Below are 23740 nucleotides of genomic sequence, written 5' to 3' on the forward strand. Positions count from 1 at the left end.
GGATTTCTCTTGATCAGAAACTTAATATAAGCCAATAAACCGTCCCATTGTATTTTCATAATATCACAAATATCGAAATAAAATTGATATATCCAACTTGATAACCAAATTTTATTTGCGTATTGCTAAAAGACAATACATTAGCTACTTTTAATTCTTAACTAAAACCAAAATCCAACAGAGAAATACGTATAGCTACCTCCTGTATCTGGTGAATAACTGTACTTCACTTCAATAGGCCCAATCATGGTTTGCATCCCATATCCAATGGCATAACCCGAATAGTTAGATTTGAACAACCATTCGGAACCAGAAAAGATATCTTCTCCTACGTTGGCAAAATTAGCTGAGAGGTTAATATGGTGTTTTTTAAATATTTCATAATCTAGATTCAACGATCCTGTGATATAGGAATTGCCAGCTATACTCAACAAATCATACCCATAGAATGGAATGATATTGTCGCGATCAGCAAACCCATATCCCCCAAGAAAGTACATAAATCCCATGGAAGGTGTATTGCCAATGGTTGCCCCCATACGCGAGCGCAAATCGACAAACAACTTGTCAGCTAAACGCGTTGCATAGCCAACATTTCCAGTAATTGTGGAGAAATTTTGAAAATTATTTAAGTAATCCGAAGAGTAAAAATAATTTTTGTACTCTCCTTTAAACATAAATCCCTTGCGCGGAAAATACTTATTGTCATAGGTGTCAAACGTAAAATTAGCAAATCCGCCCAAATAAGTACTTCGGTCAAAATTACTTTCTTTCACATTCAGCGTATTGCTTTTAATATCGAAATAGCGGTGTTCTAACCCTACAGCTAAGAGGAATTTCTGTTGATAGAAGGTCTGAAAAACTAAGCGATTCTCAATATCTTTATAATCGACATTGAATTTGGCAGGTAAACTAGCGAGATCAACATCAGAAGGCAATTCGAAATGATCATTTCCCAACAACATTTTAAAGCGCAAATCGTGACTGAATTGATTGTATTTGGAATTGATTCCCACACTCCAATAAAAACCATTATCGACAAAGTAATTAAAATTATATCGCACATTATCCCCAACCGCAACATCTAAAGAAGCAATATCGCTCTTCATCAATAGGTTCTTTTGAGTTACATTTACTAAAGCAGCAGATTTATACAATCCATCGTAGTGAACTCCCAGTTTCAAATAGCGTTTCGTTGGGTTTTCAACTACGTCTAACACAAGTTTGTCTCCATCGTCATTCTGATCAAACCGATAGGAGATACTGCTAAAGTTATCCGTTCCATTTAGCTGATCAATTCCCTTTTCAAGATCGTCAAACGAAACCCAGCTATTGGGTTTAAATCCTAATTTTCCGTGTACATAGCGCCTTGTATATCTGGTCAATCCATTGACATCTATTGAATTGACATGTATTTTATCTGTATACTTGGGTACAAATTGCTTTTGCAAGACATCTTTTTTTCCGCCAATTTTTTTTATGGCCTCTAGCTGTACCTCTGCAGCCTCAACCCCTCTTTGAATAATGGCTTTTCCATCATCAAAGGAAACAACCGTATAGCCTGAGATATCGGGTTTGATGTAAATATCTGTTTCCCCAATTTTATTTTTCATTTGGTTAATGGTCGAATAATTGGAAATTTGCAGCAATACATCTGCCGCTCCATTGATGTCATCAATCCCTTTTAATCCATCCTGTACATCTACTCCTATCACAATATCAGCACCTAAAGCTTTTAATTCTTCAATGGGATAATTATTGACTATTCCACCGTCAATCAAGTGGTTGTCGTCAATTAACACTGGAGCAAACAAGGAGGGAAAAGCCCCACTAGCTAAGATTGCCTGAGGCAGATAACCCGAATCAATAAGCACAGGTTTTCCGGTTTCAATATTGGTTGCAATACAGAGAAAGGGAATATTTAGATCATTAAAATCGCGAACATGTCGAACATGTGCCAATAATCTATTCATCAAGTTGTAATTGTACATACCTCGAGAAAAAGCCTTTGGCAATCCTATCTTGAATTTATCAAAAGGCAAGGATAACGCGTAAATTTCATCATTTTTTTTCTCGTAAAACGATTTCGAAATACGCGGAATATAATCTCTTATTAGCGCAGTCGCGTCAATACTACTAAAGATTGAATCCAACTCGGTAGCGGTATAACCCGAAGCATAGAGCCCTCCTACGATGGCCCCCATACTGGTTCCGGTAATATAATCGACCTGCACACCTTGCTCTTCTAGAACTTTTAGCACACCAATATGCGCGAGTCCTTTTGCACCACCACCACTCAACACGACTCCTACTTTTGGTCGTTCTTCTTGGGCAAAACCAGTACCTGCCGCTAATACTAGTGCTAATAACGCTATAATTCTGCGCATAGTTATCCTTTTTATTCTACTAATTTACTTCAAATGTTCCAATAAAACTTTAGTTTTTGCTTTTCCAATTACACTTTCTATCTCTTCTACTGCTGCTTCTTTGATTCGCTTCACGGATTTAAAGTGATTCATCAATTTTGTTTTTGTTTTCTCGCCAATACCAGGAACATCATCTAATTTACTGGTGATTGCATTTTTACTGCGTTGATTGCGGTGAAAAGTTAAACCAAAACGGTGAGCCTCATCCCTTAAGTGGATAATAACTTTCATTGTTTCGGACCGTTTATCCAAATAAAGCGGATAGCTATCTCCTGGATAAAAAATTTCTTCCAAACGTTCAGCCAAACTGATGATTGGAATTTTTCCTCTTAGTCCCAAATTTTCTAAACTCTTTAGCGCTACACCTAACTGTCCCTTTCCCCCGTCAATCACAATAAGATCTGGAAGTGCCTCATTTTCGTCTAATAAACGCTTATATCGGCGAAAAACGATTTCCTCCATAGAGGCAAAGTCATTCGGTCCTTCAACCGTTTTGACATTAAAATGGCGGTAATCTTTCTTACTTGGTTTTCCATCTTTAAAAACCACACAAGCCGCTACTGGATTTGTTCCTTGGATATTAGAGTTGTCAAAACATTCAATATGGCGTGGCTCTTTGGGCAAGCGAAGATCCTTCATCATTTGTTGCATGATGCGTTTCACATGACGGTCTGGATCGACAATTTTTATTTGCTTCAACTGATCCATTCGATAAAACTTAGCATTGCGTTCGGATAAATCCAACAAGGCCTTTTTGTCTCCCATCTTAGGAACGGTAATTTTGATCTGTTCCCCTAAATCAATCGCAAAAGGGACCAAAACCTCTTTCGTCAATAGTTCAAATCTGTTGCGAATTTCAACAACAGCCAATTCCAAAAGCTCTTGATCGGTTTCTTCTAATTTCTTTTTTAATTCTAAATTATGCGAACGAATAATAGCCCCATAGGAAACTTGCAAAAAGTTAACATAGGCGTTGGTCTCATCCGAAATAATGGAAAATACATCTACGTTGCCAATTTTTGGATTGACAATGGTAGATTTAGCTTGATAATTTTCAAGTAATTCTATTTTTTCTTTGATCTGTTGTGCTTCTTCAAAACGCATTTCAGTAGCCAACTCCAGCATATACGTTTTGAATCCCTTTAAACTTTCTTTGAAATTTCCTTTTAGAATATCGCGAATTTCTGTGATTTTCTTATCGTATTGCCCTGTTGATTCATGAGCTTCACAAGGACCGCCACAATTGCCAATATGATATTCTAGACAGACTTTAAATTTCTCACTTCGTATATTTTGAAGTGATAAATCATAACTACAACTGCGAATTGCATAGAGCTCTTTGATTAGCTCCATCAAGGTATTAACCGTTTTAATACTGGTATAAGGGCCATAGTATTCAGAGCCATCCTTGACCATACGACGTGTAGCAAAAACGCGGGGGAACGGTTCTTTTTTAATGCAAATCCACGGATACGATTTATCATCTTTCAACAATACATTATAACGCGGTTGTAATTGTTTAATCAAATTATTTTCCAACAATAGCGCATCGGTTTCAGTTGGTACGACAATATGTTTAATCCGTACAATCTTTTTTACCAATACATTGGTTTTCGCATTGTCGTGTATTTTATTAAAATAAGAGCTGACCCTTTTTTTTAGGTTCTTAGCTTTACCTACGTATAATATCTTCCCATCCTTATCAAAATACTGATACACACCAGGTTGATCTGGTAACGTTTGTATTTGTAAAGCTAACTCTTCTTTTACCTGCATCTATTCCCAAATTAAACAACAAAAATAAAGTTTAAAATTAGGACAACAAAAGATGCTTTCCTAAAAGGAGAATGAATCTCGAAAAAATACTTCATTTACTGCCGAGACATAGCGGTGTGACTACACAAAAAAGGGTGTTCAAATTGAACACCCTTTTTCCCATTTAAATTAATCAATTATAATGGATATAACTCCTTTAATTTTTAACTGTCTAAAAAGATAAAGCTAACTATTTTGCCTTATTTGTCAAAATCCTGATTATCGCATTAAACTTAAGGTTTGGCCTTAAATAATTTAACACTGATCCCCAAAACCAGAATCATACAAACAATAGCAACCCAAAACCAGGCTGGTGGAAACACCCAAAAGTTCATCCCTGCCCATAGTAGCAATAACACTGCAAATATTTTAAACCGATAGGTAATTATAAGTTCCATTACTATTTTTACTTTCTAAGGATATTAGTATTTACGTTTCTGTCCTGTACCCTCTTCTTTGTATTTTTTACTTTTTTTGTTTCTGAACAGTATTCCGGACTACTAGCTCAATAGAAACAACACTATTTAATCTTATTTACTTTTTCAAATTCACTTACTATTACCCCCATAACGATTGCTTTTCCAATACTGCTTTGGTATCCATATGCCACCGCCAAAGGTTTATTTTTGTTCCAATCATCATCGGGATCGTGTTTATCTAGTAATCCATTCAACAAGTGAATTTCACTTTTAGACAAATTCTTATTTTGATCCGGTTGAACACTCCAAGTCTTCTTTTCTACGATCAACTCTTTTAAATATTGTTTTGCCGTAGTGGAATAATTCATTTTATCAATCACATCTTCCTCTTCTGTCTGCATCACATAGCTAACTTCTCCCTCAACTGGTGAGTCGTAGTTTACACTATACAACGTTTTAAAACTACTATTCGACAATGCTATACTTTCTACTTCATCTATCAATCCATTTACATCCTTATAGCTAGCGACATCTACACATGTGAGTTGAATCTCCTCCATCACATCCATCCAATCAGTCGGTACAACTTCGTTAACGCTATACTCCTTACCAACAACATTGTTTGTAGTTTCTTCTTCTGAACTACATGAGGCAAACATCATTCCTAATACTGCACAGATATAAATCTTTTTCATAGTTTTGCGGTTTTAATACATGTTTTTTAATTCACATTGACTTGTGATTCTGAAAGCAAACTTAGCGCGTTGAAAAAAAAAGAGCAAGTTTTCGATCCATATAGAAGAGATAGATTGTAAACAACGTCAAACCTTTTGCAAACATTGCTGATTTTTAGCTTATTACAAGTATAAAAAACAACAAAAGGAAAAATTGTCATCAAAAGGAAAAATTGTAAAAATAATGATAATCAATGCTTTATAAATTACACAAAAAGCATTAACTTTAAGAAAACACCTTCAAAAACTCACACCATGTTTTTAAACAAACGCTGGACATTTATCTTTTTACTACTTGGTTATTTTTTTTCTGGGTCTTTATATGCGCAACGCAATACAGATTACAAGAATTGGACACTACAGGAATTAGCATTCAGCATCAACAATGATTTGCTCAGTGATACTGATCGAGAAATTTGTGTTGAATTTTACCTTCAAAAAGCCAAAGAGACAAATAGTACTGAAGATGTTATTCGGGCATATCGAAAAAAAACATCCTTAGCTAAAGATTATACTGTAATGACCCTATATGCAGATAGTTTACTCCAATATGCCACAGCGTTAAAGGATACTCAGATAATAGGCTCGGCCTTTAGTACTAAAAGTCATATTGAGTATATCAATAAAAATTATAAAAAAGCATTAGAATATAGTTTAAATGCGGAAGACTATCTCAAAAAAGCTCAAGATGATTATACCTTAAATAAGGTTAAAGGCTCTATTTCTGCTATTTACTATCACTTAGAAGAATATGACAAGTCGGAGCAAGTCACGAGGGAAGCCTTAACCTACTATCAAAGTCAACTTCACGATTCAACAAATGCCTATAATAATTTACGCGGATACATTACAAACATCTTTGCTTTATGTAAAACTAACTTTCGTCAACAAAAAAATGATTCCTTAAAAAAATGGATGCAAGAAGGTTATAAAGCCATCCATCAGTTGCTTCCAAGAGATAAGAAACTGGAAACGGCCTATTTTGATTTAATCAATGGCATGTATCATAATCGAATGAAGGATTATCGCGCTTCAGACTCTCTTATTCAGAGAGCCTTACACCCGATCAAAGCGAATGATGACTATGGCAATGAAAATCTCGCTTACCTCTACTTAGGAAAGAATGCCTGGGAAACCAATCATCGGGACAAAGCGTTGCCTTACTTTGAAAAAATTGAGGGGCTTTATCTAGACACAAAATTTGTCAACACAGAATTGAGCGAGGCCTTTCACTATCTCATTACCTATTATCAAGACAAGCACAACATAGAAAAAGAGCTGTACTACACGAAGCTGCTCATGGAGCTATCATCTGAACTTCACAAAAACAACAGCAAATTAAGCTCCTATATGCACACGCATTTAGACACAAAAAAGTTGGAGGCTTCTCAACAAAAATTAGAATACGAATTATCCAAAAGTAAGTCCCAAGTCAAGGGATTATACGGCATTGTCACAGTCTTACTCTTTGTTGTTTTTCTAGGGCTACTCTACTATCAGACAAAACAGAAAAAATTAAAAATACAGTACACCCATTTGATCGCTGAATCATCAGAAAAACAGAAACAATTACAACAAATTACACCTACCACTAAAGAGGAACAACCCTTCTTAGTCGGCGTACCAGAAGCTGGTCAACTACTAAATACCAGTCAAATACTCTTCAAAAAACTAGAAGATTTTGAACATCGAAAAGGTTTTTTACAAAAGATCACACAAGATGAATTGGCGCGTCAATTTGGTACAAATCGCAATACTTTGTCTAAATTTTTTAATGAAGAGAAGAATATCAATTTTTCGGATTACCTCAAGCGCCTTCGCGTTCAATATGCAGTACGTGAATTGACCTATAATCCCAAACTTCACTTGCTAAACTTAACAGGACTAGCAGATGAATTTGGTTTTGGCAGCTCCAAGAGTTTTTCCAATTCATTCAAAGAAATAACGAAGATTTCTGTCACCGATTTTATAAAGATGAGGCAACAAGATCAGGATTTTAAAGAGATGGATCAGCAACCATCCCACTAAAACAGAACAATATCTAAAGAGAAAAGCCCCTAGAAAACAATTCTAAGGGCTTTTTATCGTATTTAAAATTTGTATATTTTCGTTGGTGTAACACAGTAATCTAAGGCGATATCAAGTGGTGAGACGTCTTCTATCAAAGGTTCTGCCTCAAAAAAACTGAGCCCTACTTTAATAACATCGGGTTGACATTGTTGTAAAAATCGATCATAAAAGCCTTTGCCATATCCTACTCTATTGCCTTTTTCATCAAATGCTAGCAAGGGAACAAATACAACATCTAGCTGAGATTCTCGGATTTGAATGCCCTCTTGTGGCTCAGGAATGCCGTAACTATTCACACGCAATACCGTATTATCCGTCAGTAAGAAATGCAACATATCGCCTGTTTTGAAATCGGATTTAGACAACACGATATTTTTATCTTTTCCGGCTAATACCTGCATCAGGTAGTCTGTATTAATCTCTTTTTTCTTGACAATAGATAAAAACAAATGGTAGTTAGACTTGTCCCAAATAGGCAAGCGCAAGCACTGATTGGCGATTGCCAAACTCTTGTCATCCGCTTGTTCTGCCGTGATGGCTTCACGAGCTTGACTATACTTTTGACGTAATAGCGTTTTATTCATTGGTAATTTTTTTTGACAAATGAAAAATAGCATCGCCTTGATAAACAATTGGCGAATCATTCACATTAATAACATATCCACTATTGGGTGCTTTAATCATTACATTTTCTCTTCCATACGGATCGGAAATATAAGCTAATGCTTCGCCTTTTCGGATAAAGGTCCCAACAGCGACTTGATCGTGCATCAATCCCGATTGCTTGGCTCTCACCCAGACTGATTGGCTGACGACAACCATTTTATCGTTTCGATTTTCAACTTCCACCTTCTCGGGTAACATATCAAAATGACGGAGAAAACGCTTTGTTCCTTCTACGCCCATTTTGGATACTTCTGCGTTAATATCCAGCGATTTTCCACCTTCAAACAGGAGCATTTTCACCCCTCTTTTGGCGCAAGCGCTTCGAAAAGACCCCGTAATTTGATTGGAATACAACAAAAAGGGCGGATGAAATATAGCCGCTAAAGGCTCGAGAGTTTCCTTGTCATCTGTTGCAATACGCAACTGAGGAGCATTAAATCGACTTTGTCCTCCTGCGTGGAAGTCAATGACAAAATCGACATGTGGAATAATATGGGTTAGGATATGATAAGCAAAACGCCCTGCTAAAGAGCCTGTTTTACTACCAGGAAATACGCGATTCAAATCTCTCCCATCGGGAAACTCGCGCGTTTTATTAATAAATCCAAAGATATTAATGACTGGGATACAGATAATCGTCCCTCTTTTAGGGCGATTTAAACCCTGATGTACAATTTGACGCACAATATCCACCCCATTAAGCTCATCGCCATGTAAACCTGCCGAAAAAAGTATGGTAGGTCCCTCCTCTAAGGCACGCGAAATAATTACTGGGATTTTCAGTTTAGTTGCCGTGTGTAATCTCGCAATCTCCAAGTGTAGTGTCTTGCTCTCACCAGGCAAAATAACTTCCTCTAATATTTTCATAGCTCGCATTTTTTCGAGAAGTGAAGATAGTGAAATTTGTGAGTTGCTTTTTTGTGGGTTGCTTTTTTGTTCATTATCTCTGTATAAACACCTTTTTTTTTGCATAAAAAGAGAAAGCGTAAATTGACACGAAGCTAACAGAACAACAACTAGTGAAAAACTATAAGTTAATTTTTAAAAATTCGCTTATTCCAAACAATTAAGATACCTACGCCCACCGAAATAGCCGTATCTGCAAAATTGAAGATTGCATTGAAAAACGTGAAGTACTTCCCTCCCCAAATAGGTAACCATTCAGGCAAGGTTCCTTTCCAAATCGGAAAATAAAGCATGTCTACTACTTTACCGTGAAAAAGAGTTCCGTAGGGTTTATCTGTAAACAACGTTGCCAATTGATGTGTGCTATCGTCAAAAATAACACCATAGAAAATAGAATCGATAATATTACCTACTGCACCAGCTAAAATCAAAGATATCGCAATAATAAGGTAATTGGAAAGCTTTTTCTTCACCGAATCTTGTAACCACCATCCTATACCGAATACAGCAATGATTCGAAACAAAGTCAACGCTAACTTTCCATAGTCACCAGGAAGTGCAACTCCCCAAGCCATTCCTTCATTTTCTATAAAGTGAATTCTAAACCAATCAAAAACAAAAATTTCTTCATCTAATAAAAAATTCGTTTTGATGTAAATTTTTGACCATTGGTCGATAATTAAAATTATAGCAGCTAATAAATAGGCTTTCTTTAGTGACATTCTCTTCTATTTTAGAAGCAAATGTAAACGATTTTAGGTGATAAAAAAAGCGCTCCTTTACGAAAAAGAGCGCTTCCATTTGATTTAACGTTGCATATTTTTTGCTTCTATGCTCATTGTAGCGTGCGGAACTAATTTTAATCGTTCTTTATCGATTAATTTACCCGTCACTTTACACAAGCCATAGGTTTTGTTTTCAATGCGGATTAAAGCATTTTTCAAATCTCGAATGAACTTTTCTTGACGAATAGCCAATTGAGAATTTGCTTCTTTGGACATTGTTTCACTGCCTTCCTCAAATGCTTTAAACGTAGGTGATGTATCATCAGTACCATTGTTTAAATCATTCATATATGCACTTTTGATTAATTCCAAATCAGCTTGTGCTTTTTCAATTTTAGTTTGAATCAACTCTTTGAATTCTGCCAACTCTGCGTCAGAATAACGTACTAATTCGCCAGTCTCTTTCATAATTTTAATTTTATTTTAAAATTAATACTCGCGTTTTCAGCTCATCAAACTCTACATCTATTCCGTTTTCTAACGTGTCTACAAATTCTAATGTATGAGTTAATGTTTCAGATTTAATATAATCTTCATTGGCCAAAACAGCTTCTCTTATTTCTACTACATCTTGCAATGTAACTTTTACTTTGTCTGTTACTTCGAACCCCGAGTCTTTACGAATATTTTGAATGCGGTTTACTAACTCTCTGGCAATTCCCTCTTTGCGCAATTGTTCTGTAATTGTAATATCTAGCGCAACAGTAATTCCCCCTTCATTAGCCACTAACCACCCTTCAATATCTTGAGAAGTTACCTCTACGTCCGAAAGTGTTAATATAATACTTTTTTCAGTTAATTTTAAAAGTATTTCACCGTTTTTCTCAATCTCAGTGATGTTATCTTGTGTGAAATTTTGTATTTCCTTAGCAATCAAGCCCATATCTTTTCCAAAACGAGGTCCTAATGTCTTAAAATTAGGTTTTATTTGCTTCACTAAGATACCTGATGCATCATCTAACAGCTCAATTTCTTTTACGTTTACCTCCGCTTTGATCAAATCTTCAACCGCTTGAATCTCTAAGCGCTGATTTTCATCCAAAATAGGTATCATAATACGCTGTAGCGGTTGACGTACTTTAATCATCTCTTTCTTGCGAAGCGATAAAACTAAAGAAGAAATAATCTGCGCTTTGTGCATTCTGCTTTCTAAACCAGCATCTACTAATGAAGCATCATATTTCGGGAAATCAGCCAAATGTACGGATTCAAAATGCTCTGAATTCGTTGCTAATGTTAAGTCTCTGTAAAGTTTATCCATAAAGAATGGAGCAATTGGCGCACCTAATTTCGAGATAGTCATCAAACACGTATACAAGGTTTGATAAGCGGCGATTTTATCTTGTGCGTATTCTCCCTTCCAGAATCTTCTACGGCATAAACGCACATACCAATTACTCAAGTTTTCTGTTACAAACTCTGTAATTGCTCTTGCTGCACGTGTAGGCTCATATTCTGAATAAAATTCATCTACTTTCTTTACCAATGTATTTAGTTCAGACAAAATCCAACGATCAATTTCAGGTCTATCTTGAACAGGAACCTCAGCCTCTGCGTATTTAAATCCATCAATATTAGCATATAACGCAAAGAAATTATAGGTATTATATAGCGTACCAAAGAATTTTCTTCTTACCTCTGTAATTCCCTCTAAGTCGAACTTCAAGTTATCCCAAGGGTTTGCATTGGAAATCATATACCAACGCGTAGCATCAGGACCATGCTCTGTCAAGGTTTCAAAGGGATCGATGGTATTACCTAAACTCTTAGACATTTTCAAACCATTCTTGTCTAATACCAATCCATTTGACACTACGTTATTATATGCTTTTGTATCAAACACCAACGTAGCAATTGCGTGGAGGGTATAGAACCAACCACGTGTTTGGTCTACTCCTTCTGCAATAAAATCGGCAGGATAAGCGCCATTTTGATCCACTAATTCTTTATTTTCAAATGGATAGTGCCATTGTGCGTAAGGCATTGCTCCAGAATCAAACCATACGTCAATCAAATCAGATTCGCGATACATGGGTTTACCTGTTGGAGAAACCAAAACAATTGCATCCACTACATTTTTGTGCAAGTCAATTTTGTCGTAATTCTCTTCTGACATATCTCCCACTACAAAGCCTTCATATGGATTTGTTTGTTGGAAACCTGCTTGTTGTGATTTAGCGATTTCAGCCATCATTTGCTCTACTGAACCAATGATGAGTTCTTCTGTTTTATCCTCTGTTCTCCAGATTGGCAATGGAATTCCCCAATAACGAGAACGAGATAAGTTCCAGTCATTGGCATTTTTCAACCAGTTTCCGAAACGTCCTTCTCCTGTTGCTTTTGGTTTCCAGTTAATCGTTTCATTCAATTCGAACATACGATCTTTCACTTCTGTGATTTTGATAAACCACGAATCTAACGGATAGTACAACACGGGTTTATTTGTTCTCCAACAATGTGGATAACTGTGCACGTATTTTTCTACTTTGAATGCTTTATTTTCTTCTTTTAATTTAATTGCAATCTCTACGTCTACAGAGCGCTCTGGTGCAGTTCCTTCGTCATAATACTCATTCTTCACGTATTTTCCACCTAGCTCTTCGCCCATTTCTTTTACAAAACGACCTTGTAAATCCACTAACGGAACAGCATTCCCTTCAGCATCTAAGATTAACATAGCCGGAACTTCTGGTGTTGCTTCTTTAGCAACCTTCGCGTCATCTGCTCCAAAAGTAGGTGCCGTATGTACAATTCCTGTACCGTCTTCTGTTGTCACGAAATCTCCAGCAATTACTCTAAATGCATTTTCTGGGTTTTGATAAGGCAAAGTATACGGTAATAATTGTTCGTACTTAATACCAACTAAATCAGCTCCTTTAAAATCCTTAACGATCAAATATGGAATTTTTTTATCGCCTTCTTGGTACGCTTGTAACTCTTCTTCTGTTTCAACTGCTACAAATTTCCCTGCAAATTGTTTTCCAACTAAAGGTTTACCCAACACCACTTGAATTGCTTCGCCCGTATATTGATTAAATGATTTAACAACCACATAATCAATTTTAGGTCCAACAGTTAAGGCTGTATTCGATGGTAACGTCCACGGTGTTGTAGTCCACGCCAAGAAATGAATTGTTCCTAAACCTTGTAAAAAGGCAGGTAATGTTTCATCTATTGCCTTAAACTGAGCTACAATTGTAGTATCTGTTACATCTTTGTATGCACCTGGCTGGTTAATTTCATGAGAAGATAAACCTGTCCCAGCTTTTGGAGAGTACGGTTGAATGGTATATCCTTTGTACAATAAGTTTTTATCGTAAATCTGTTTCAACAACCACCATACCGATTCCATATACTTCGGCTTATAGGTTACATAAGGGTCATTCATATCCACCCAGTATCCCATTTGTTCTGTCAACTCATTCCACAAATCTGTATAGCGCATTACTGTGCGCTTACAAGCCTGATTATATTCTTCGATGGTAATCTTTACCCCGATATCTTCTTTCGTAATTCCCAGTTCTTTCTCTGTTCCAAGCTCTACAGGTAATCCATGTGTATCCCACCCTGCTTTACGCTTTACTTGAAATCCCTTTTGTGTTTTATATCGACAAAAAATATCTTTAATCGTACGAGCCATTACGTGGTGAATACCCGGTTTTCCATTAGCTGAAGGGGGACCTTCAAAAAATACAAAAGGCTTATTATCCTCTCTCGTACTAATACTTTTCTCGAATATTGATTGTTCCTTCCAAAACTCTAGCATCTCTGATGCTACCCCTGACATGTCAAGATTCTTATATTCTGTAAATTTAGTGCTCATCGTTATTGTTATAATATTTTTTAATCAATTTCGCGAATTTACGCATTTTCATTTAATTATGTACCAAATAATTACTACTAAAAAGAGTGAAAATTAACTGTTTTTTGTTTTATGTGAGATTGGATGGTTGTTTTTTTGGTGAGAGGGTGAGAGGGTGAGAGGGTGAGATGATGTGAGGGTGTGATGGTGTGATGGTGAGAGGGTGAGAGGGTGAGAGGGTGTGATGGTGAGGTGGTGAGGTGGTGAGAGGATGTGATGGTGAGATGATGTGATGGTGAGGTGGTGAGAGGGTGAGAGGGTGAGAGGGTGTGATGGTGTGATGATGTGATGGTGAGGTGGTGAGAGGGTGAGAGGGTGTGATGGTGTGATGGTGTGATGGTGAGATAACACAAAGGGCAAATCGTAGCGTAGCGTAGATTCATCGAATACCAATAAAAAATATAAACTAAATGAGATAAACCTCACGAAAATACTTCCTTCAAGACCTCCAGGGATTTTGGTTTTTTAAACGCTGTGAAGTGCGCTTCATAGTATTTCATTAAAATGGCCAATAATGTTTTTCTATCACGGGATGAAAATATTTTCTGATCAGAATCAAATCCTAACTCTAGCAAACGCTTCAAGAGAAACGTTTCCTCACCATCTAAACAGCTGGACGAATGCACATTGGTAAAACATCCCTCAAGTAAATCAAAATAATGACATGCGATAGCAGAAGAATCTGGATAAAACCCGATATACTTGGTTAGTTCCACTAAAAGCAACAAATGAAAATTTGCTGTTTCCTCATGGGTATCTAACCACAATAAAGCAGCCTCTATAAAGTCGTAAAACTGTTCATCGCGCTCTTGCTCACTGACAATCATACTCAACATTTCACTTACAAAAATAGCGATACTATTTTTAGAGAAATCATAATATAAACTTTGGTATACTTGATCTACCTTGACTTCTTTAAAATATTCCATTCCCCCTTTATTTTTAAAGGTAAAGTTGATATCCAATAACATCAACGGTTGAAAATAGGCTATTTTAGCTGCGTTTTTCCCTTTTGAAAAAGCATTGCGAACAAAGAAAGATTGCACCCCTACTTCTTTAGTTAAGCATCTTACAATAAGACTTTTATCTTGATATTTTACAGCCTGTAAGACAATGGCTTTTGTCTGTATAACCATTAACGAATAATCATCAGTTTTTTAACCTTAGTATTGGTGTTATCAGCCGAAGATACCATAATCAAATACACCCCTGAAGCAACTTTTTTACCATTAAATGCGTGCGTATCCCAAACGACTGTTCCTCCATTTGACGTCGTTTCAAAGACGAGATTTCCTTCAATATCCGCAATTTTCACCACCGATCGATCCATCAAACCTACGATGCGAACTTCTCCTAAAAATTCTGGACGAACGGGATTAGGGTAGGCATAAAAAGAACTATTGGTCTCTTGCCCTTCAGAGGTATTGCCCATAAAAGAAACCACCCCTAAATCAGTAGCAAAGAACACTTCCCCTGACAAAGGATCTGTGGCAATATCATTGATTGTATTACTAGGTAAGGGCGAATTTTCTTTGGTAAAATGAAACAGAATTTTCTTGGCGTTTGAGGAAACTAAAAACACGCCCGCATCGGCAATTGCAACCCATTTTTGATTGGCTCCATCTACCTCAATTTTAGTAATATACTGTTGATAGAATAGCTCTTCTGCAATTCCGTTTTCTTCAATTACAATATTAGTGGGTTTCAAACTAGTCGTCTGTAAGAATTGATTGACATTTTGAATCACACGCAATCCTTTATCCGTTCCAATCCACAATTGGTTGTTTTTATCTAAAGCTAAGGCGCTAACATTATCCGAAGGAAGGTTTCCTAAATCCACGTTTAAGCTAGCCAAGCGGTTATTTTTTGTTTCATTAAATGCAGTTAATCCATCTTGTAGCGAAGGAATCCACTTCGTTTCGTTTTTATCGATTACTAAACGTCCATAATTCCCGCGTTTATAATCAAACATGCCATAGGTCGAATAGTAAGACTGCCATTTTTGATTGGCATCCATCGTTTTTAAGGCACTGGACACGAAATTATTTGTCACCCATAATTTTCCTTGTTTGTCAAACACAACGCCATTCACGCGGACCGTTGCATAGCCAGAAGGAAAGGTAGGGTCACTGGGGTCAATTTCCATATTTTCCAATCCTGTTGTACCTGTATTCTCGTGATTAAACAAAACCACATCACTCTCTTGGATGTTAGTGTTCTTCCACTTAATCTGCAAGAGTCCCGAATGATACGATCCTACATAAAGTTCTTTGTTGTTTTTGGGATTCAGCGTTGCGTACGTCAGTGCACGTGCCTCCTTCAAGGCTCCAAAAGGAAGGAATTGCCATCCGTTTTTCTTGCTGAAATAACTCAATCCTTTAGCCGCTAAAGTTGGCACATAAGGGTTATATGTGTTTTTGTCATACCCCCCACTGATAAACCACGTTCCTTCGCGTGTGGCTAAGAGCGAAAACACGCGATTAGATTCTGGTCCTTCTGGTGAAAGAGATTCCTTAGTCCCTGTTTGAGTTTGTTGAAAAAGCCCTGCCGAACTACTAGCAAAATAGTATACCCCTTTGACCTCTACTGCATCAGTCAAATTTCCGTGTTGAATCGTTGTTGTCAATTGATTTCCTGCTTGAAGTGTCAAAGCTTGGCTAGCAGTAATAATCATTAATTGTCCTAATTCATTTACATTAAATTGAACAATCGGCTGATTTACATCAACAACAGCAACTACTTGATTGGGTTGAACCAATTGATAAACCGTTGCTTCCTCTTTTGCACTCAAGAAAACCGTATCTCCTATCGCATAACCATGCTCCCATTTGGTTTGACTTTCCCAATTCTTCCACTGTCTAAAGTCCACTTTATTCGGATTCTCCAATGTAATTTGCTTAATCCCTTCTGCTGTAATGGCCAATAGATCGCGATTGGTCGCAACTAAATCCTTTACTACGCTATTCTTGCCATTTTCACCGATATAGTAACTATCACCAAACGTATTATCATTTAAATTAAATGCGCTAATTCCGTAATTAGTTGCTATATACACCTGTCCTTTTACTTCTAAAAAAGCATTAATTCTACGCTCAAAAACCTGTAAAGAAGGCTTATTTTTAATATCAGATATCGTGCGTATACGATCATTTCTCAGATCAAAAACCAATAAACTTCCATCCTCATTTCCTATTAATAATTTTTGATGAACCTCACTAAAATGAAGTGCTGTAATTGTACTGGTTTTTAATCCACTGATTGAATTGTAAACTTCTATTGTATGCTGATTTACAGAAAAACGCAACAAAGCCGAAGGAGTTGCCCCAAAAACAACATCGCGTCCTTTGGCAAGCGCCACTACTTCGGTATAAGAGAAATAACTATTCCACTTGTGATTATCCTGAGCGCTCAAACTCGTAACCAATAAAAGCAACAAATAAACGAAAGGCTTTGTTTTCATACAGACGATTTACAATCAAGCAAATATACTATTATCAAAAGAAATATTCGCGCCTTCTTTTATTTTTGGTTTATCCTTACGCTAAACGCAACGCTTTGATTTTAAAACAACTCGATCAATTTTCGACAACAAGTCTTAAAAAAACAAGTACTAAAAGTTTGAGCTAAGCAAAAATGCACTACCTTCCATCATAGAAAAACTTAACATAAAATCATTTCATTTAACAAGGAAGTTACAATTATGTCATTAATTAATAAAATACGTTTATGAAACACACGCTTTCTCTATATTTACTAGGACTTAGCCTCCTGTGTAGCAGTTGTATCAAAGAGGAAGAATTAGATACAAATGCCGACATATTAGAAGCTTATATTTCAAGCGAATACCTGAAAATGGATCCCATTATCACCAATACATCTGTTGAGTTTAGGGTTAAATCAAATATAGACTTAGAGCATCAGTCGCCATTTTTTATTATTTCACCCAATGCGACGATGGATCCTCCCAATGGAGTAACGAGAAATTTCTCAACAGCACAAGAAGTCACCATCACAGCCCAAGATAAACGCTGGCAAAAGAAATACTTGGTTAGTTTTACTAGTGATGAATTGAGTACGTATTACGATTTCAACAATGCAGAATTAACCGATCGAGATCGTTACTATCGCTTTTATGAAATTAGCTCCAACGGAGAAAAAATATACGATTGGGACAGCGGCAACCAGGGCTATGCAACCATTGCTGGTACTACTCCTGCAGAGGCTTATCCCACCACAATAGCACCAGGCCGCAAAGGAGGCTTAGCCGTTAAAATGCAAACCGTATATACCTCCAATTTTGCAGCGGCAACGGGAAATCCTATCGCTGCAGGGAACTTGTTTTTGGGTCAATTCAAACTCAATCCATTTAATACGCTAAAATCCACTCGTTTTGGACTTCCGTATGCTGGAGTTTTACCTCAAACGTTAAGAGGTGTCTATAAATACACGGCTGGAAAAGTTGTAACAGATGAAGATTTTAATGAAGTACCAGGTGCCAAAGATTCTTTTGATGTCTATGCTATTATCTTTGAATTACAGAAAAAAGACAATTATTTAACCGGAGATCACAATTTTTCCGACCCTCGCAATGTTGCTATTGCCCGTATTTCAGAACAAAATCGAAAGGAAACAACTACTTGGAGTACGTTTTCGATTCCATTTGAATTAATTCCTGGCAAAACCTATGATCCAAACAAAGATTATATGATTGCCCTTGTGATGACATCGAGTATTGATGGTGCTCTGTTTAAAGGAGCTATAGGAAGTACACTTTTAGTTGACGAAATAGAGTTAGTTTATGAAAAAGAATAAAATTATACCTTTATATTTTCTGTTGGTGAGCTTGTTTATCTTACCCAACAGCACATGGGCACAAGCCGTAGATACCTCAACAGCTGAGCCGACAAATGCCTCATCTTTTACGGCGTTTTTTACACAAAATACAGCCTATCAAGCCCGTGCACAATTTAGTCTTGGCGGAAGCACACCGCTGGGAATACCAGCGCAAATTAGAGAAATCAACAGCTACAATCCTACGTTGCAATTGGGACTTGAGGTTAACGCAACCAAATGGCTATCCGATGATCAAACTTGGGGAATTCGAACGGGATTGCGCTTTGAAGGCCGCGGCATGAAAACAGATGCCCGCGTAAAAAACTACTATACGCAAATTGACGGGGAAGAAGGCAAACAGACCAAAGGTTATTTTACAGGTAATGTAAAAACAAAAATGAAAAACTCCTACATCACTTTCCCCGTGCTCGCTATTTATAGTGTCAACGAGAAATGGAACGTTTACGGCGGTTTCTACTTATCAGGCCTCATTGATGGAGATTTTACAGGTTATGTATACGAAGGGGTATTACGTGAAGGTAATCCCATAGGAACACCCGTTGAGTTTGAAGGAGATGCCAAAGGAGAATACGATTTTTCCTCCGATTTAAATCGCTTTCAATGGGGAGCCGAAGTGGGCTTTGAATATAAAGTTAACAGTCAATTGCGCTTATTCTCCGACTTAAATTGGGGACTCAATGGTCTATTTAAAAAAGACTTTGAAGCCATTACCTTTAACATGTACAGCATTTATTTAAATTTTGGATTTGGTTATCAATTTTAAAAACACCGTACGCTCTCATTTTTTACCTACAGACTATAGTTCATCGACTATAGTCTTTTTTTTGTTCCTAGCCTCAACTGCCTTTTAGTAATAAAAAGGCGTATTATCTTAATACTAGTAAAATAATTCAAGGTTTTTATTCATTTTAAGTACTAAAAATCCCAATACAACGATGCAAAAAGCAGAAAACGCGTATTCTCAACATTATAGCGTAATTTTGCAGAAACAAGGTTTTGTAATTGTTATGATTACATGATTAAAACATGAATAAACACTAATTTCAATGATGAGAAATACATACTTTTTTCTTTTAACCCTTTTGATGGGGTTATTTTTTTCATCTTGTATCAAAGATGAAGCATTAAATGCTGAAGCTGATATTGAAACGGCAAGCATCAGTTCCGAATTTTTATTATCGGCACCTACGATCTCCAATGACAAGATAACGTTCAGAGTATCAAAATCGTTAGATTTAACCCAAGTTGCTCCTGAATTCACCTTAACGAAAGGAGCTACTATTGTTCCAGCCCAGGGAACTGTTCGTGATTTCAGTCAAGGTCCGTTAACGTATCGCGTTACTTCTGAAAGTCAAAATTGGAGTAAGATGTACACCGTAGAATTTATCAATGCAGAAATTTCTACTATTTACCACTTCGAAACCTTCAGAGAAAAAGTTGGTGGTTTCTATGAAGCAGACTATTACCACACCATTTATGAAATGGGGGTAGATAAAGACGGAAATGAAGTAAAACTATTTGATTGGGCGAGTGGAAATCCTGGCTATGTTTTGACTGACGGAAATCCGGACAATCCCAAAAAACCGAGTGATTTTCCTACGTCAGTAACGCAAGATGGCTTTATTGGTCACGGTATCAAACTAACGACTTTATCCACAGAACCACTAGGTCCTATAATGGGTAGTCCTTTAGCCGCAGGAAATTTATTTTTGGGTGATTTTGACTTAACTACTGCTGTTTCAAAACCCTTAAAGGGAACTAAATTCGGTTACAATTTCAACTATGAACCTACTGTTTTTAGAGGATTCTTCAAGTACACCAAGGGGAAAGAATTCCAAGTAAACAACAAAGAAAAAAATAAATTAAAAGAGGACCGTTGGGATGCCTATGCCATTCTTTTTGAAGCTGACACCAATGACTTCTTATACGGTGATCACGATTTCGTCGATGAGAAAATCGTTTCAATAGCGCGTGTGCCAGAGACATTGAAAAAGGAAACGAATACTTGGACTCTATTTGAAATACCCTTTACTTATGTTGAGGGCAAACAATATGACAGCAAAAAGAAATACAAACTAGCTATTGTTTTCTCCTCTAGTGAAGAAGGTAGTTTGTTCAATGGAGCTATTGGAAGCACCCTATATATTGATGAAGTTGAAATTTTAAATAACTAATTTAACTAGATGAAAATGAGTATAAAATATAGCTATGCCCTATTGGTATTTTCTTTAGGCCTATCTACTTTTGCACAACAAAAAGAACCAAAAAACCAACATTTTTTCAATCACAATACCACCTATCAAGTTCGCTCTCAATTTAGTATTGGAGGGGGGGCTCCCTTAGGTTTACCTCGTGAAATTCGCAAAGTAAAAAGCTACAATCCAACTTTACAGTTGGGAATGGAAGCCAATATAACCAAGTGGTTATCAGATGAACACAAATGGGGAGTTCGTTTGGGAGTTCGGGTAGAAGGAAAAGGGATGAAAACCGATGCCAGAGTAAAGGATTACGTAACCGAAATTAACTACAATGGTGCTTATGTTAAGGGGCACTTTACAGGAGATGTGAAAACCGAAATACGCAATACGTATTTAACTGTTCCTATTCTTGCTACCTACAACATCAACGACCAATGGAATGTATATGGAGGATTGTATTTTGCTACTGCCATCGACCGCTCTTTTGATGGGTATGTATACGAGGGTTACTTGAGACAAACCGATCCTACTGGACAAAAATTAATATTTGAAGACGGGAAAAAAGCAGATTACGACTTCTCCAATCAAGTGAATAAGTTTCAATGGGGAACACAAATTGGAGCAGCGTGGAAACTCAATCAAAACTTTTTCTTATTTGCGGATGCAACCTATGGTTTCAACAGCCTTTTAGATCGAGATTTTGAAGCCATTTCCTTTACCATGCACAACATATACCTCAACTTAGGTTTTGGTTATCAGTTCTAAAAAACAAAAAACTCGATCAATTAGATCGAGTTTTTTATTCTATTATATTTAGATTACTTCAATACATGTTTAGCAACTTCTTTCGTTCCATCTATTTCCTTTTCATCAACAGACAATCCTAAGATCTCAGCAATCATTGGATAGATGTGTACATTCTCAAAAGATTCTATTGTATTTTTCACTTTGATATTCGGACCAACAGCCATAAATAGTGCATGCATTTCTTTCACTTTTGCGGGGTCAAAACCATGACTACCTGCCAAAGGTCTATTCGTAAAGTAATACGGAGCATTTGCAGTAAGAACGATATCTCCTACTCGATTATAACGATCATCTTTCGATCCGAAATGATATTCTTGAGGTAAATCATCTTTCAAATGCACCTCCATCAATTGAGGATCGATGGATTTTTTGATTTTATCATACCATGATTTTATCTTTTTCGAATCTTTGATAAATAAACTTACGTACGTTCCATTAGAAGCCACTGCCATTTCCTTTTCATCAACTTCAAAAGGCAATTTTAATAGGGTTTTCTGATCCAATTTCAACATACCATGATCGGATACGATAATCAAATTAATGGGTAAACCAGAATCTTGAACCAACGTATACAATTTTTCCATCGCCTCATCCACATACTGTACTGCTTTCGTTGTTTCTTCAGCATCTGGGCCAAACTGGTGACCTGCATGATCCACATCTGGCATGTAGAACGTAATAAAATGTGGTCGTTTTTCCGCTGGTAATTTCAACCACTCTTTCACTTGCACTAAACGACTATCGATATCCGATTTTTCTGAATATTTATAATAATAAGTGGGCAATACTTTTTGAATCGGCGCCTCAGATCCTGGCCAATAGTAACAAGCACTCAACATCCCTTGTTGCTCAGCTAACACCCATAATGGTGTACCACCATACCATTTTGCATTGGTTACGGCTTTGGCATTACCTAAAGAGTAACGATCCTCAGTGGTACGATCATACATGGTATTCCCTACTAAACCGTGATGTCCAGGATACATTCCTGTTACAATAGAATAATGATTGGGAAAGGTAACCGAAGGATACGAAGGAATCAGCGATGCTGCTTTCGTTCCTAAATCTGCAAATTTGGCTAAAAATTGTGCCTTGTGTTTTTCAATATAATCATAGCGAAAACCATCCAAGGAAACCAAAATAACATAGGGACTTTCTTCCTTTTTAGGATCATTTTTTCTTTCTTCTATCACCATTTGCTTTTCTATTTCTTGAGCTTGTAAGGAAAAACTTCCTCCTACAAGAAATAAAGTCATGATGGATAATGCTAATTTTTTCATGTTTACTGAAATTTATAATTTCAAATATCACTAGATAAATTCACTCCCACAAAGGAATTGTTTACTTTTAGCATTTAATTAAAAAATAAGCCAGATGAAAACGATAGGCATATTAGGTTGTGGTTGGTTGGGTTTACACCTCAATCAACACCTTCAAGATAAACAGTACAACGTTAAAGGATCTACAACAAGTGAGGCTAAAATACCCGAATTAGAAGCTGCAGGCATCGATCCTTATCTTGTAAACTTACAAGATTTAGACGAAGCACAGCTCCGTGCTTTCCTAACAAACTTAGATTTAGTTGTGATTACTATTCCACCCATACGAGGAGAAGAAAGCGATTTGTACGCTCGTAGTTTTGAGCGATTAGTCCCATACCTTCAACAACATGGCGTACAACAGGTCATCATGATGAGCTCTGTTTCGGTTTATGCACCTGACGAACAAGAAGTAACAGAACAAAGTATAGCCTATAGCAATGATCCGACGAGCAAGCAGATTTTAGCCGCGGAGCAAGTATTACTCCAAGCGCGTGGAATTACGAGCTGTATTTTGCGTTTAGGTGGACTATTCGGTCCTGATCGAAAACCCGTGCGCTATATCATCAATCGCGGTATCCTAGATAACCCTGATTTGCCCGTTAATATGATTCACATTCGCGACATCGTCCAATTTACAGCAGCTATAATTGCACAAGGTTTTACAGCGAATGAGGTATACAATTTGGTATCTCCTCATTACAAGAATCGCTTAGATTATTATACACAAGAGGCGGAAGAGCTTGATTTAATTTTACCTCCATTAGGAGAAAACGACAGAAAGACGCATCGCAAGATTACGGGAAATAAGATTGTACAACAAACGGGAATCCCCTACGAAAAGCTATAAAAAAAGGAGGTTTGAAACCTCCTTTTTTA

The 23740-nt window shown here is 36.9% G+C and carries 17 protein-coding genes; 6 read left to right on the plus strand and 11 right to left on the minus strand.

Annotated features, from left to right (window positions below; all coding sequences use genetic code 11):
- Nucleotides 1-161: 161 nt before the first annotated feature.
- The 3 genes from FBR08_RS05935 to FBR08_RS05945 form a co-directional block, all read right to left on the minus strand.
- Complete coding sequence (locus tag FBR08_RS05935; protein WP_158961879.1) at nt 162-2387, minus strand: patatin-like phospholipase family protein; 2226 nt, start codon at nt 2385-2387, stop codon at nt 162-164.
- A gap of 24 nt (nt 2388-2411) precedes the next feature.
- Nucleotides 2412-4202: an excinuclease ABC subunit UvrC gene (gene uvrC / locus FBR08_RS05940; RefSeq protein WP_158961880.1), complete on the minus strand. Its 1791-nt coding sequence runs from the start codon at nt 4200-4202 to the stop codon at nt 2412-2414.
- A gap of 559 nt (nt 4203-4761) precedes the next feature.
- Entirely contained in the window at nt 4762-5355 is a 594-nt protein-coding gene (locus FBR08_RS05945) for a hypothetical protein (protein ID WP_158961881.1), read from the minus strand.
- Nucleotides 5356-5649: 294 nt separating this feature from the next.
- Here FBR08_RS05945 and FBR08_RS05950 point away from each other — a divergent pair, with 294 nt between their 5' ends.
- A complete protein-coding gene (locus FBR08_RS05950; RefSeq protein ID WP_158961882.1) occupies nt 5650-7422 on the plus strand; it encodes a helix-turn-helix domain-containing protein in 1773 nt (590 codons plus the stop codon).
- A gap of 62 nt (nt 7423-7484) precedes the next feature.
- Here the strand turns inward: FBR08_RS05950 and FBR08_RS05955 are convergent, their stop codons facing one another.
- The 7 genes from FBR08_RS05955 to porZ all read right to left on the minus strand — a co-directional run bounded on the left by FBR08_RS05955 (nt 7485) and on the right by porZ (nt 17143).
- Nucleotides 7485-8048, minus strand: a complete 564-nt coding sequence (locus FBR08_RS05955; RefSeq protein WP_158961883.1) for a 5-formyltetrahydrofolate cyclo-ligase — start codon at nt 8046-8048, stop codon at nt 7485-7487.
- Nucleotides 8041-8997 (minus strand): succinylglutamate desuccinylase/aspartoacylase family protein, encoded by a 957-nt coding sequence (locus tag FBR08_RS05960; protein WP_158961884.1) that lies wholly within the window; start codon nt 8995-8997, stop codon nt 8041-8043. The genes FBR08_RS05955 and FBR08_RS05960 overlap by 8 nt, the downstream gene beginning before the upstream one ends.
- 167 nt (nt 8998-9164) lie before the next feature.
- On the minus strand, nt 9165-9758 hold the full coding sequence (locus tag FBR08_RS05965) for a lipoprotein signal peptidase (protein WP_158961885.1): 594 nt from the start codon (nt 9756-9758) through the stop codon (nt 9165-9167).
- Nucleotides 9759-9842: 84 nt separating this feature from the next.
- Nucleotides 9843-10229: a TraR/DksA family transcriptional regulator gene (locus tag FBR08_RS05970; RefSeq protein ID WP_158961886.1), complete on the minus strand. Its 387-nt coding sequence runs from the start codon at nt 10227-10229 to the stop codon at nt 9843-9845.
- 10 nt (nt 10230-10239) lie between these two features.
- Nucleotides 10240-13644, minus strand: a complete 3405-nt coding sequence (ileS, locus tag FBR08_RS05975; protein WP_158961887.1) for an isoleucine--tRNA ligase — start codon at nt 13642-13644, stop codon at nt 10240-10242.
- Between the two features lie 461 nt (nt 13645-14105).
- Complete coding sequence (gene recO, locus FBR08_RS05980; RefSeq protein WP_158961888.1) at nt 14106-14819, minus strand: DNA repair protein RecO; 714 nt, start codon at nt 14817-14819, stop codon at nt 14106-14108.
- Nucleotides 14819-17143, minus strand: coding sequence for a type IX secretion system anionic LPS delivery protein PorZ (porZ, locus tag FBR08_RS05985; RefSeq protein WP_158961889.1), 2325 nt, complete (start codon nt 17141-17143; stop codon nt 14819-14821). Before porZ ends, recO begins: the two co-directional genes overlap by 1 nt.
- A gap of 266 nt (nt 17144-17409) precedes the next feature.
- Here porZ and FBR08_RS05990 point away from each other — a divergent pair, with 266 nt between their 5' ends.
- From FBR08_RS05990 to FBR08_RS06005, 4 genes are all read left to right on the plus strand, one after another.
- A complete protein-coding gene (locus FBR08_RS05990) occupies nt 17410-18495 on the plus strand; it encodes a PCMD domain-containing protein (RefSeq protein WP_158961890.1) in 1086 nt (361 codons plus the stop codon).
- On the plus strand, nt 18482-19300 hold the full coding sequence (locus FBR08_RS05995) for a porin family protein (protein WP_158961891.1): 819 nt from the start codon (nt 18482-18484) through the stop codon (nt 19298-19300). Before FBR08_RS05990 ends, FBR08_RS05995 begins: the two co-directional genes overlap by 14 nt.
- A 283-nt stretch (nt 19301-19583) precedes the next feature.
- Nucleotides 19584-20711: a PCMD domain-containing protein gene (locus tag FBR08_RS06000; RefSeq protein ID WP_233266260.1), complete on the plus strand. Its 1128-nt coding sequence runs from the start codon at nt 19584-19586 to the stop codon at nt 20709-20711.
- Nucleotides 20712-20726: 15 nt separating this feature from the next.
- Nucleotides 20727-21500, plus strand: coding sequence for a porin family protein (locus tag FBR08_RS06005; protein ID WP_158961892.1), 774 nt, complete (start codon nt 20727-20729; stop codon nt 21498-21500).
- Between the two features lie 53 nt (nt 21501-21553).
- On the opposite strand, the gene FBR08_RS06010 is transcribed toward FBR08_RS06005, so the two are convergent.
- Nucleotides 21554-22822, minus strand: coding sequence for an alkaline phosphatase family protein (locus tag FBR08_RS06010; protein ID WP_158961893.1), 1269 nt, complete (start codon nt 22820-22822; stop codon nt 21554-21556).
- 94 nt (nt 22823-22916) lie between these two features.
- Between FBR08_RS06010 and FBR08_RS06015 the strand changes: the two genes are divergently transcribed.
- Complete coding sequence (locus FBR08_RS06015) at nt 22917-23711, plus strand: NAD(P)H-binding protein (protein ID WP_158961894.1); 795 nt, start codon at nt 22917-22919, stop codon at nt 23709-23711.
- The last annotated feature ends 29 nt before the right edge of the window (nt 23712-23740 follow it).

It is taken from the genome of Myroides fluvii (genome assembly GCF_009792295.1).
Classification (GTDB): Bacteria; Bacteroidota; Bacteroidia; order Flavobacteriales; family Flavobacteriaceae; genus Flavobacterium; species Flavobacterium fluvii_A.

Coding starts and splice junctions, on each gene's coding strand:
- FBR08_RS05935 (WP_158961879.1), bottom strand. CDS start 2,387: ATGCGCAGAATTATAGCGTTATTAGCACTAGTATTAGCGGCAGGTACT.
- uvrC (WP_158961880.1), bottom strand. CDS start 4,202: ATGCAGGTAAAAGAAGAGTTAGCTTTACAAATACAAACGTTACCAGAT.
- FBR08_RS05945 (WP_158961881.1), bottom strand. CDS start 5,355: ATGAAAAAGATTTATATCTGTGCAGTATTAGGAATGATGTTTGCCTCA.
- FBR08_RS05950 (WP_158961882.1), top strand. CDS start 5,650: ATGTTTTTAAACAAACGCTGGACATTTATCTTTTTACTACTTGGTTAT.
- FBR08_RS05955 (WP_158961883.1), bottom strand. CDS start 8,048: ATGAATAAAACGCTATTACGTCAAAAGTATAGTCAAGCTCGTGAAGCC.
- FBR08_RS05960 (WP_158961884.1), bottom strand. CDS start 8,997: ATGAAAATATTAGAGGAAGTTATTTTGCCTGGTGAGAGCAAGACACTA.
- FBR08_RS05965 (WP_158961885.1), bottom strand. CDS start 9,758: ATGTCACTAAAGAAAGCCTATTTATTAGCTGCTATAATTTTAATTATC.
- FBR08_RS05970 (WP_158961886.1), bottom strand. CDS start 10,229: ATGAAAGAGACTGGCGAATTAGTACGTTATTCTGACGCAGAGTTGGCA.
- ileS (WP_158961887.1), bottom strand. CDS start 13,644: ATGAGCACTAAATTTACAGAATATAAGAATCTTGACATGTCAGGGGTA.
- recO (WP_158961888.1), bottom strand. CDS start 14,819: ATGGTTATACAGACAAAAGCCATTGTCTTACAGGCTGTAAAATATCAA.
- porZ (WP_158961889.1), bottom strand. CDS start 17,143: ATGAAAACAAAGCCTTTCGTTTATTTGTTGCTTTTATTGGTTACGAGT.
- FBR08_RS05990 (WP_158961890.1), top strand. CDS start 17,410: ATGAAACACACGCTTTCTCTATATTTACTAGGACTTAGCCTCCTGTGT.
- FBR08_RS05995 (WP_158961891.1), top strand. CDS start 18,482: ATGAAAAAGAATAAAATTATACCTTTATATTTTCTGTTGGTGAGCTTG.
- FBR08_RS06000 (WP_233266260.1), top strand. CDS start 19,584: ATGATGAGAAATACATACTTTTTTCTTTTAACCCTTTTGATGGGGTTA.
- FBR08_RS06005 (WP_158961892.1), top strand. CDS start 20,727: ATGAGTATAAAATATAGCTATGCCCTATTGGTATTTTCTTTAGGCCTA.
- FBR08_RS06010 (WP_158961893.1), bottom strand. CDS start 22,822: ATGAAAAAATTAGCATTATCCATCATGACTTTATTTCTTGTAGGAGGA.
- FBR08_RS06015 (WP_158961894.1), top strand. CDS start 22,917: ATGAAAACGATAGGCATATTAGGTTGTGGTTGGTTGGGTTTACACCTC.